We start from the raw sequence: 9,818 nt of genomic DNA, 5'->3' as shown, positions 1-9,818 counted from the left end.
TTAATCCTCCTGTAGAAACTAGCTTTAAACAATCAATTGTTCTGGAGGAGCAAGATACTGAAAAATTTCATCCAGACTCGAAAAATTTAGCAGAAATCGGCAACAAATCAAATTCCAGTTTATTAGACTTGCTAGAGTCAAAACCAAAAACAGAAAATTCTCAAATTGAAATAGGAAAAATCCAGACAAACTTAAAGCCATCAACACCAGAAAATCACAATCAACAAAATCAAACAAATAATCTCAAAACAACATCCCAAAGAAATCCAATCCTGGGAAATTCTTACCAAGTAATGACCAGTATCAATAGTGCCCCAACGATGGCAACAATAAATGATTTATCCCGGATTCAAACCCAGGCATTCGCACTAAATAATCCCCAAAAACGTAACAATTATCCAATTAGATTACCAGATAGAATCAATCAAAGTCTAGTATCAACTATTCAACGACCACCTACTTTTGGCAATACTTCAAAACAGCAAAATTATGTTCAGATAATGACAGATATAAATCCCACTTCAACCATGAATACTGTTCCCAATTTAGCCAGGGTTGAGAATCAAAAACATTCATCAAATAATAGTAGCTTGATTATTGCTCAACAAAACAGTGAAAGTTTTCCTCCACCAGTACCAAACGGAACCTTACAAACAAATCCTCCCCCTCAAATTGAACCAAATTCTAATCCACTATACTCTCCCATTTCTCCTGATGAAGTACAGATAAAAGAAACAATACCAATTACTTTAGAGCAAGCTATTGATTTAGCCCGACGTAATAACCCAGAAATCCAAGTTTCTCAACTAGAAGTTGACAGGAGTAGAGCTAGTCTGCGAGAAGCAAAAGCTGACTTATGGCCTAGTCTTACTTTTGACTCAACTATACAACGTACAGAAAATGCTGGTGGTGATTTGCAAGCACAAGCTCAACAACGGGTATTTGAGGTAACAGGACAAGACCAGTTCATAGACACTGATATTCAAAATTTCCCTACCACAACTTTTAGTAATACATTTCAATTTGACTATGACCTTGGTCTTGGTAAAGCTCGTTCTTCCAGGATTGGAGTTGCTAGGGAACAAATGCGTCTACGGGAGTTAGAGCTAGAGAGAGTTTCAGAACAATTGCGCTTGGATGTATCTAATGATTACTATAATTTACAACAAGCAGATGGACGAGTCAGAATTGGAGAAGCTGCTGTTAAAAATGCTCGTAAAAGTTTGGAAGATGCGGAAGCTTTAGAAAGAGCGGGAGTCGGAACCAGATTTGATGTATTGCAAGCTCAGGTAACATTGTCAAATGAACAACAAAACCTGACAAATGCACTTCGAGATCAACGTAGTACCCAACGTCGTTTGGCAGAAAGATTAAGTGCTAATGAGTTGATTAATTTGACGGCTGCCGATCCAATTGAGCCAGCGGGGTCTTGGCTTTTATCTTTGGATGAAACAATTGTGGCAGCTTTTCAGAACCGAGCTGAGTTAGAACAGCAGTTAGTGCAAAGAGACTTGAGTGATGAGCAGCGGAAACTAGCTCTTTCATCAGTTAGACCAAACTTGAATTTCTTTGCTACCTACAATGTGTTGGCATTAACCACTGAGAACCAAAGTTGGCGAGCAGCTAGGGGTTGGGCTGATGGGAGTACAATAGGATTAAGGTTTAGATGGAATTTCTTTGATGGTGGTGCAGCTAGGGCTGCCGCCAGACAAAGTATACTAGATGGAGAGATTGCAGAAACTAGGTTTGAGCAAGTTAGAAATCAGATTCGTCGGGAAGTTGAGGAAGCTTTCTTTGGTTTAGAAGCTAGCTTTGAAAATATTTCTACTGCTGAATTGGGTGTGGAACAGGCGAAGGAAGCTTTGCGTTTGGCGAGATTACGATTTCAAGCAGGTGTGGGAACTCAGTTAGAAGTTATTCAACAGGAAACAGATTTGACAAGGGCTGAGGATAATTTGTTAACGGCAATTATTGACTATAATCGTTCTTTGTCGGAACTGCAACGCTCTGTGAGTAATCTTCCTGGTGGGAATTTGTCAGATACTCCTTAAACTGGGAGTGTGGGGAGTGTGGGGAGAAGAGCCTATTTTTCAATACGTTTACTCTCCCGCAATATTCATTTAATAGCAAATACATAATTTATCTCTTTTGTCAAGTTTTATTTTAAGAAAGATGTTTATAAAGTATAGCCCTAAGAGGGAAGTTAAAAATTAGCTGATAGCTGACGGCTGATGGCTAAATGCTTACCTATTTTTCCCTACTCTAAGGTTGTGCAAAAGAGGGCAGTAAGTTAAAGTCCTTAATATTAGTTAACATTTTATTACAATAAATTAATAATTAACCATGGCCAACATTAAGTTTGAAAACGAAAATCAGGAAGTAATTGCTGCTGATGGAGCCAACTTAAGGCTCAAAGCTCTAGAAAATCGCATTGACATTTATACCTTTACAGCCAAAATGATGAATTGTGGTGGCTATGGACAGTGTGGCACCTGTGTAGTAGAAATTGTTGAAGGTATCGAAAATCTTTCACCCCGTACTCCAGTGGAAGAAAAAAAGTTGAAAAAAAGGCCCCCCAACTGTAGATTAGCTTGTCAGACCCTAGTTAATGGTCCTGTGGTTGTCAAAACAAAACCAAAACGCAAATAATGATATTCTTGTTTTGTGGTATTTAAACTCAAGGTGGGTAATCATGGAAGTTAATAATTTAGGGTTTGTAGCAACCATTTTGTTCATATTTGTGCCAGCCGTTTTCTTGATCATTTTGTATATTCAAACTGGCAACAACGAAAGCTAAAAATTTAGCATTTCCAAAAAAAAAAGTAGGAGCGTAATCTCAAAATTCCGCTCCTACTTTTATCAGTTATCAGTACCTCTAAATGAAGTCAGAGGGTTGAAATACTGAAGTTTATTTTTTTATTCCCTTAAAAAAAAGGGCAGAAGACCTGATTTTTTGGTCATAGATTACTTTTGACTTTTGACTTTTGATTTTTGAATTGCGCGTAGCGCTCTTTAGCGGACTAACAAGACAGGACAATTAGCATAAACCCGTACATAGTCCGATAAAGAATCTCCTAATAGTCTATCGAGGTCTACAAGACTCTTCGCATTCGATGGACGGCGATCGGGAGAACCCAATATTAATAGATCCACATTCAATTCCTGGGAGATTTTACAAATTTCTGACCCAGGTTTACCACTGCCACTCACACAGCGATATTTTTGAATACCCTTTCTTTTCGCTTCTTTTAAAGCTTCGGCTATAACAGGATCTTTTTCAGCATCAGCGGTATAATCTTGACTTGATTTTCCACTGACATCCTTCTTCAAATGACTCAAAATTAATTCTCCCCCAGGAATTTGATTCACGAAGGAAATACCCATATTTAAAGAATTTTTCCCCTCTTCTGATGAGTCTAGGGCGACCATCACGCGCCTGATTTTTTTGACATAGACATCATCTTTTACCAGTAGCATTGGATGGGAAGTTAACTGGAAAACATATTGACTAACCGAATTTTCCAGAATGGCTTGCAGTTTACCCAATCCCCGGGAACCCATAATAATTAGTTCAGATTCTTCTTCATCAGCCACTTGACAAACAATATCTTTCGGGTCTCCTTGTTTGAGTCGAGGATTGACTTTTTTTGGATCTACCTTTAAAGACTCCACGGCCTCTGCCAGAATTTTCCCACCTGCTTCTAATTTCGCGGACATACCTTCTGCACTTGCTTGAGGGGGTACAACGTGCAATACAGTAACAGATGCTACTTGAAAATAGGGAATTTCCATCAACATATTAAGCATCTGTTCACATAGTCCCCGGCCAGCAACAGCTACTAAAATTTTGTTTATCATAATCTTAAGTTAAGACAATCAGATAATAATAGTCTTTTAAACTAGCATAAATCCCTGATGGCAATGGTAAGTTTGAGAAATGTAGAGTTTTAGAAATTTTTGTAAAGTGGCCTCATCAGAACAATCTCAACCTCAGTTACCTACAAGTGCAATTGAAAGTCAATCCATTCAAAAACCGGAAGTCTGGTTTGAATATGTAGTTCGAGTCCATCCCCATCATACAGATTATGCTGGTATTGTTTGGCATGGAACTTATATTTCCTGGATGGAGGAGGCGCGGGTTGAAAGTTTACGTTCCATTGGTATTGAATTTGCTGAGTTGGTTAACCTCGGTTGTGATTTGCCAGTAGTGGAACTTTCGATACGATACCATAAACCTGTAAAGTTGGGTATGGTAGTTGTGGTCAAGACCCGCATGGCAAATAGTGAAGGAGTCAGGTTGGATTGGGATTACCAAATTCAATCTTTGGATGGTAAAGAATTATATGTTACTGCCAAAGTAACATTAGTAACTGTTGACAAAGAGAAAGGGAAAATTATGCGTCGTTTACCTCCAGCAGTGGAAGCAATTTTGACAAAAAAAATGCGTTTCAAGCCTCGCCCATAAGCGGGCGACTTTTTAAATCTTGTATTATAATTTGATACTATAAAATACAGTGTCAAAAGTCGAGTGTTTGTTCTAGAATATCAAGTCAGGGAACTTAAACCACATCAAACCCAAGCTATAGAAGAAGCTATTCGTACATCTCAATTTGTGCGAAATAAAGTTCCTCGTTTTTGGATGGATAATCCTGGTGTGGGCAAGACTGAATTATTTAGATACAACACTCAATTAAGGGCAAGGAAGCTGTTGGCTAAAATCTGGTTTTATCTATAAAAATCTGGGATTATCTGTGTTATGCTACTAGGATTCATGCGCTGAATTACACCCCACAAACCAGCAAAAAACGCTGCTAGCTAAACACGCGCTTTGTAGTTTGCTGGCGCATAGCTTTCCTGCGGAATGCTGCGCAAACGCTAACGTCATGCTTGGAATTGGGGATTATGGTTGACTAGGAACATCCGTATAGCACAATTCAAATAATCCTGAGAGTAAACTTAAATTTCCTAGTGCAAACGAATACGCATAAACTTTTAGTAGCAATGGTTAAACCATTAAACTATTGGTCGATACGAAGTGTCTAAATGTGCGCCTCAGTATGCTTTGAGGTATTTATCATTATCTTGGAAGCGTTGCTTTAACCAAATTTATGGTCAACCTAAATTCAAGAAAAAAGGTAGGGATGATAGTTTCACTTTAGATGGTTCAATATTGGTAGGCTTTAATCGCATAAAATTACCGAGAATTGGATGGATAAAAACCTTTGAAATCTTGCCAGATCATGTTACTCCGTTTAGCTGTAACTATAACTAAAAAAGCCGATCGTTGGTTCATTAGCTTCAAGATAAAAACAGAACCTCAAGTCACTGAGAAATCAGTTGATTTAGTTGGTGTAGATTTGGGTGTGAAATCACGCTTCTTCACTTTCAACTGGTGAAGTATTCTAAGCGTGCTAAATCTTATAGAAAGTTAGAAGCTAAACTTTTTAGGTTGCAATACTTGAACCGACATAAACTCAAGTTTTCGCGCTAATTGGAAAAAAACACAGCTAAAAATAGCTAAATTACACACAAAGGTAGGTGATATCAGAAAAGATACATTGCATAAACTTACTACTTACACTTAACAGGGAACACTTAACTGGGAACAGGGAGAAATAATTGATAATTTCTCCATAATAATTGATTTTATTTTTTATTGTTGGAGATGTCTATTATGTATAAATTTATAGTCATTTATAGTCATTTTAAATAAGAATGAAATATTTTTTTAGCTGAAATACTTTGACAGAAAGAAACCCTTGTCTCAGTCTAAACTGAAATGACTATAACTTTAGATTGAGACAAAACTTTCTTTCTCTGAGGGAGTTTCAGACGAAAAAAACGTCTCATTTTTAAGTTAAATTACTATAGTATAGCTAATTGATACTCATAAGTAAGTAGGGTTGGGCAGAAACAACTGTAAGTAAAGCTTATATGTAAGATAAACCCAACTCTAAACATAATATTTATTGGGTTATCTCTAAGATTAGGAAATTATATTCCTGCAACCAAACCTAAAAATACTAAATTATTCAGCAAATTATTCTTTAGCAGTTAGAGTTTTTAGACTATACGAACTTTGCACCTCATTAGAATTATTATAGGTTTTGATAATTATCTCTCTGTCGAATATCATCTAAAGGAGATTCATGGGTACTAGGTTCATCTGGACAAAATTATACAATAACTCTAACTCTCATTTTTCCCTTTTGCCAACCATCACTTCCTATCCTTAATAATTCACAATCTATACCATCACAAACCATTGATGTTCAGGTCTACTTCTAGTCTTAAAATCATAATACTCGGTCTTAATTTCTACACCCCGCCCTTTTAATCCTTCCTTTACTGGTTTTTGCAATAAGTTGTTAATCACATCAGACATAGCTTTCCTAATTTGATTTACTTTAAATATTCCTCAAGCAAATGAATATACATCATCTTCACGGTTATTTTCTAAATATTTATGATTATTATTCATCTAAAATAAGATACCTTTCTTGAACTATAATTCCCAGACAAATTGCCTAGGAAATAATGACAGGTGTAATCTAAACTAAAACAGCAGAAACAAGCTCATTTGCTATATCAAAATTAGCCGTGACATTCTGTACATCATCCAGGTCATCAAGAGCATTCATTAACTTGAGCAGCGATCGCGCTTGTTCAGGATCGCTCACCTCAACAGTATTACTAGAAATCCACCGAAACTCCACCTCACTTACATCAAAACCTTTTTCTCGTAAGACCTGACTAATATTTTCCAAATTAGTAGTTTCAGTGAATACCTCTGCACCCTCAAAATCATCCTCCGAAATCATTTCATAATATTCTGCTTCCCCTTCTACAGATGCTTCCAATAATTCATCCTCATCAACAGACCCCTTAAGAGTTACCACACCCTTGTGGTCAAACATCCAACTGACACAACCAGTCTCACCCAAATTACCACCATTTTTAGTAAATGCACTTCTCAGGTCTGCTGCTGTGCGGTTGCGATTATCTGTCAATGCCTCAATTAGAATCGCTATACCTCCGGCACCATAACCCTCGTAACGAATCTCCTCCAATTGACTTCCATCATTTAAATGCCCCGAACCTTTAGCGATCGCCCGTTCAATATTATCATTGGGAATACCTGCTTCCTTGGCCTTCTCGATCGCCGTGCGTAACTGAAAATTACCAGCGGGGTCAGCACCACTACGAGCAGCAACAATAATTTGGCGAGATACTTTAGCGAAAACTTTGCCTTTAACAGCATCTACTCTTGCTTTTTGGCGTTTAATATTTGCCCACTTACTATGTCCTGCCATAAAATCAAATATCGTCAAAAAATTTTGTGAAATAGTTACTAAATTGTTATATAATAGTACATTGACATACTCCCGACGCTCCCCTACGGGAGAGCGAGGGATTCTTCAGTCTGGGAGACCCTGACCGCAGTTTTAACAGAAGTGATGTCCTCCTCCTGTGTTGATAACAATCCAATTTTTTGTATCAGGAGTGCCGAGTTATAGTCTCTGTCTAGCTCTTGACCACACTTAGGGCATGAATGCCTTTCATGTCGCGCAGCGAAACGATCAGACAAACTTTTAGACACTCTATTTAGGCACTCCCAACAATGCTGAGATGTTCCTTTTGGGTCTACTTTTACAACTCGCTTACCCAGTTTCCAGGCTATATACTGTAAAACATCAAGAGAATTGATAGTAGCTGCATCTTGCAAAGACTTATTCAATCCTGATTTGGCTAATTGACCATTAGGTAAGAATTGACCATTGCTTGCTAATTTAGCTTTGCAACGTCGAACTAAATTGGCTATCTGTAACTCTTCCAAGAAAATAACACTTACATCACTAAACAGATGATAAGCAAGTTTGAATTGCCAGTCTAGTCTTTGTCTAGCTATTAGTTGATGTAGTTTAGCTATTTTACGCCTCAGTATTTTCCAAGCCTTAGAATGTTTTGTTTTTTTAGCCAATCTCACCTGGAGTTTAGACAAACGATGTTCAGAGAGTCTAAAAAACTTAGGGACTTCTATAAACTCCCCATCAGATGTAACAGCATAGTGTAATAATCCCAAGTCAATACCCTTTGAGTTATCTTCGGTAGGTTGAATTTCTACAACCTCTACAGGTGTGGTTTTGTCTTCTATCGTGAAACTGACATACCAACCGTCGGCCTCTCTAATTACGGTACCTGTCTTAACCTTGAATCCTACTGGTATTGGGCGATTGTAAACCAAAGGAACTAAAGCAATTTTGGGTAGATTGACACAACAACGACCGTTAGGATTTTTGGTATGGGTTTGCATTTGATAGTTGAGGATAACTAAAAGAGTTATAGTAATGCCTGCCTTTGAATTTAGGTCTACCACGGGTTTTACCGTTTTTGTCAGGTAAAGTAAAGTTATCCATTGTTGTTTGTACTCTTTGGATGACATCCTGCAATACCTGGGAGTGGATAGATTTATACTCAGGGAAAAGTTTTTTAGTCTGTGCTAAATCTGCCAGTTGAACAGTCTCCCACAAAACATAACCATTGAGTATGTTCGGGTACTTATCCCCTTTCTTGGTTATTGGATTACCATTGCTGTCTTTTTTCCTACCGTCGCGCGTTTGTACTCTAAATTCTGGGATATGCATGATAAATCCGTTCTACAGGTACTACTGAAACATTAAGTGTACAATGCTGTATTGGTGCGCGCATTGCTTCAAACCAGTTCAACCTTTCAGCTAAACGATAGTTATACTGCTTCCTAGTCATCTCTAACCAATTAGATATAATTACCGCTTGCCTTTTATGTGGTTTTAGCTTGTACTTATATTTCAGTAGCATATAATATCGACCTTTATTTCTACATTGGTTATTATATCCAAAATAACGACAAACTACACAAATAACGCCCGGCTTTCCCATACGACGCTCGCCTACGGGAGAGCGCGGGACTTCCCGCCGGGGGAGTTAAACAAACCTGACAGTAGTTTCTCTATTATCTAGATGAGAAGTATCTCCATTTAATTCCATTACCCATTGTTCTTCTCGAAGGACAATTTTCACTAAACAACAAAGAGAAGCCTTAACTTCAGTTTCAGCAATTTCACCAACTAATCCAGCAGCAGTGCCAATAACTGAGGCACCATGCCCCACCAATAAAATATTTTCTGTGGGAAACTCTGCCACCAAACGCTGAGAAATTTCTCCACTTCGCTTCATACAAGCTTTCCAGGTTTCTGGATATTGGGAAGTACCTCCATTGTAAGAAAGATCTATTCTGCTATAAATTTTGGCCATAGTTTCTAGAGATAGAGTTTCTGGCATAGCAGGCATCCATTCTGGATTCAACCATTCACACAAAGCCCAATCTAATTTAATGGGTAAATCAAGAACTTCTGCTACTTCATTGGCAGTTTGTACAGTTCGCAGAAAGGGAGAGGCAAAAATCTGGGTGATATTTTCCCCAATTAAACGCTTTGCTAGTTGTTTTGCTTGGAGGATACCGTCATCTGAAAGATGGGGGTCGTATGGTCTTTCCGCAGTATTAAACCATTCAGGCTTAACAAAGTCGATGCGGTTTCCGTGCCTTGCTATCCAGATTGTTTGTTGGGTCATAAATTCATCTGTTGCAGATTGCCACAGTTTGTCAACTTTAATATATAGCAATTAGGACATCCCAGAGACATGAATTCCCAGATAGTGGCCATATAATTTACTGTGCCTTTACCAAAACTTCATCAAATTACTGAGTATCTTTACCAAATCTTGATCTAAAATTACGCAAATACTTGCTAATATATGAAATATAGATAAATAAACAA

At 37.8% G+C, this 9,818-nt stretch carries 13 protein-coding genes and 1 pseudogene; 6 read left to right on the top strand and 8 right to left on the bottom strand.

Translation table 11 applies throughout. The annotated features are described in order from the left end of the window. From F6K22_RS19515 to psbM, 3 genes are all read left to right on the top strand, one after another. Positions 1–2,051, top strand: a 2,051-nt coding sequence (locus F6K22_RS19515; protein WP_293101393.1) for a TolC family protein, incomplete at its 5' end; no start/stop codon positions are given. A gap of 292 nt (positions 2,052–2,343) precedes the next feature. Continuing rightward, positions 2,344–2,649 (top strand): 2Fe-2S iron-sulfur cluster-binding protein, encoded by a 306-nt coding sequence (locus F6K22_RS19510; protein ID WP_094672640.1) that lies wholly within the window; start codon positions 2,344–2,346, stop codon positions 2,647–2,649. After that, positions 2,609–2,797: a photosystem II reaction center protein PsbM gene (gene psbM / locus F6K22_RS43550; RefSeq protein WP_426591296.1), complete on the top strand. Its 189-nt coding sequence runs from the start codon at positions 2,609–2,611 to the stop codon at positions 2,795–2,797. Before F6K22_RS19510 ends, psbM begins: the two co-directional genes overlap by 41 nt. 215 nt (positions 2,798–3,012) lie before the next feature. Here psbM and F6K22_RS19500 read toward each other — a convergent pair whose 3' ends face one another. Then, a complete protein-coding gene (locus F6K22_RS19500; protein ID WP_293101385.1) occupies positions 3,013–3,858 on the bottom strand; it encodes a universal stress protein in 846 nt (281 codons plus the stop codon). Positions 3,859–3,964: 106 nt separating this feature from the next. Between F6K22_RS19500 and F6K22_RS19495 the strand changes: the two genes are divergently transcribed. The 3 genes and pseudogenes from F6K22_RS19495 (at position 3,965) to F6K22_RS19485 (ending at position 5,272) form a co-directional block, all read left to right on the top strand. After that, positions 3,965–4,465 carry an acyl-CoA thioesterase gene (locus F6K22_RS19495; RefSeq protein WP_293101383.1) on the top strand — a complete coding sequence of 167 codons (501 nt, stop codon included), beginning with the start codon at positions 3,965–3,967 and terminating at the stop codon, positions 4,463–4,465. Between the two features lie 63 nt (positions 4,466–4,528). Further along, positions 4,529–4,696: pseudogene (locus tag F6K22_RS19490) on the top strand (RNA-guided endonuclease TnpB family protein); the annotation flags it as partial. A gap of 339 nt (positions 4,697–5,035) precedes the next feature. Then, the gene (locus F6K22_RS19485) at positions 5,036–5,272 is read left to right on the top strand and encodes a hypothetical protein (RefSeq protein ID WP_293101377.1); all 237 of its coding nucleotides are present in this window, start codon (positions 5,036–5,038) and stop codon (positions 5,270–5,272) included. 904 nt (positions 5,273–6,176) lie between these two features. On the opposite strand, the gene F6K22_RS42255 is transcribed toward F6K22_RS19485, so the two are convergent. The 7 genes from F6K22_RS42255 to F6K22_RS19455 all read right to left on the bottom strand — a co-directional run bounded on the left by F6K22_RS42255 (position 6,177) and on the right by F6K22_RS19455 (position 9,612). After that, entirely contained in the window at positions 6,177–6,266 is a 90-nt protein-coding gene (locus F6K22_RS42255) for a KGK domain-containing protein (protein WP_363273941.1), read from the bottom strand. Further along, entirely contained in the window at positions 6,248–6,385 is a 138-nt protein-coding gene (locus F6K22_RS19480) for a hypothetical protein (RefSeq protein ID WP_293101375.1), read from the bottom strand. Before F6K22_RS19480 ends, F6K22_RS42255 begins: the two co-directional genes overlap by 19 nt. A gap of 166 nt (positions 6,386–6,551) precedes the next feature. Further along, on the bottom strand, positions 6,552–7,313 hold the full coding sequence (locus F6K22_RS19475; protein WP_293101396.1) for a YebC/PmpR family DNA-binding transcriptional regulator: 762 nt from the start codon (positions 7,311–7,313) through the stop codon (positions 6,552–6,554). An 83-nt stretch (positions 7,314–7,396) separates the two neighbouring features. Beyond that, positions 7,397–8,314, bottom strand: a complete 918-nt coding sequence (locus tag F6K22_RS19470) for an RNA-guided endonuclease InsQ/TnpB family protein (protein ID WP_293101372.1) — start codon at positions 8,312–8,314, stop codon at positions 7,397–7,399. After that, complete coding sequence (locus F6K22_RS19465) at positions 8,289–8,645, bottom strand: hypothetical protein (protein WP_293101370.1); 357 nt, start codon at positions 8,643–8,645, stop codon at positions 8,289–8,291. Before F6K22_RS19465 ends, F6K22_RS19470 begins: the two co-directional genes overlap by 26 nt. Then, positions 8,626–8,838 (bottom strand): helix-turn-helix domain-containing protein, encoded by a 213-nt coding sequence (locus F6K22_RS19460; RefSeq protein WP_293101367.1) that lies wholly within the window; start codon positions 8,836–8,838, stop codon positions 8,626–8,628. Before F6K22_RS19460 ends, F6K22_RS19465 begins: the two co-directional genes overlap by 20 nt. Positions 8,839–8,964: 126 nt before the next feature. After that, positions 8,965–9,612, bottom strand: a complete 648-nt coding sequence (locus F6K22_RS19455) for a histidine phosphatase family protein (RefSeq protein WP_293101364.1) — start codon at positions 9,610–9,612, stop codon at positions 8,965–8,967. Between the last annotated feature and the right edge of the window lie 206 nt (positions 9,613–9,818).

It is taken from the genome of Okeania sp. SIO2F4, assembly GCF_010672385.1.
In the GTDB taxonomy this organism is placed as follows: domain Bacteria; phylum Cyanobacteriota; class Cyanobacteriia; order Cyanobacteriales; family Microcoleaceae; genus Trichodesmium.
This window is presented reverse-complemented; position numbering and strand designations above follow the sequence as displayed.

What these genes read in the sequence shown, in the direction of transcription:
- F6K22_RS19510 (WP_094672640.1), top strand. Translation starts at nt 2,344, where the DNA reads ATGGCCAACATTAAGTTTGAAAACGAAAATCAGGAAGTAATTGCTGCT.
- psbM (WP_426591296.1), top strand. Translation starts at nt 2,609, where the DNA reads ATGGTCCTGTGGTTGTCAAAACAAAACCAAAACGCAAATAATGATATT.
- F6K22_RS19500 (WP_293101385.1), bottom strand. Translation starts at nt 3,858, where the DNA reads ATGATAAACAAAATTTTAGTAGCTGTTGCTGGCCGGGGACTATGTGAA.
- F6K22_RS42255 (WP_363273941.1), bottom strand. Translation starts at nt 6,266, where the DNA reads ATGGTTTGTGATGGTATAGATTGTGAATTATTAAGGATAGGAAGTGAT.
- F6K22_RS19480 (WP_293101375.1), bottom strand. Translation starts at nt 6,385, where the DNA reads ATGTCTGATGTGATTAACAACTTATTGCAAAAACCAGTAAAGGAAGGA.
- F6K22_RS19475 (WP_293101396.1), bottom strand. Translation starts at nt 7,313, where the DNA reads ATGGCAGGACATAGTAAGTGGGCAAATATTAAACGCCAAAAAGCAAGA.
- F6K22_RS19470 (WP_293101372.1), bottom strand. Translation starts at nt 8,314, where the DNA reads ATGCAAACCCATACCAAAAATCCTAACGGTCGTTGTTGTGTCAATCTA.
- F6K22_RS19465 (WP_293101370.1), bottom strand. Translation starts at nt 8,645, where the DNA reads ATGCATATCCCAGAATTTAGAGTACAAACGCGCGACGGTAGGAAAAAA.
- F6K22_RS19460 (WP_293101367.1), bottom strand. Translation starts at nt 8,838, where the DNA reads ATGCTACTGAAATATAAGTACAAGCTAAAACCACATAAAAGGCAAGCG.
- F6K22_RS19455 (WP_293101364.1), bottom strand. Translation starts at nt 9,612, where the DNA reads ATGACCCAACAAACAATCTGGATAGCAAGGCACGGAAACCGCATCGAC.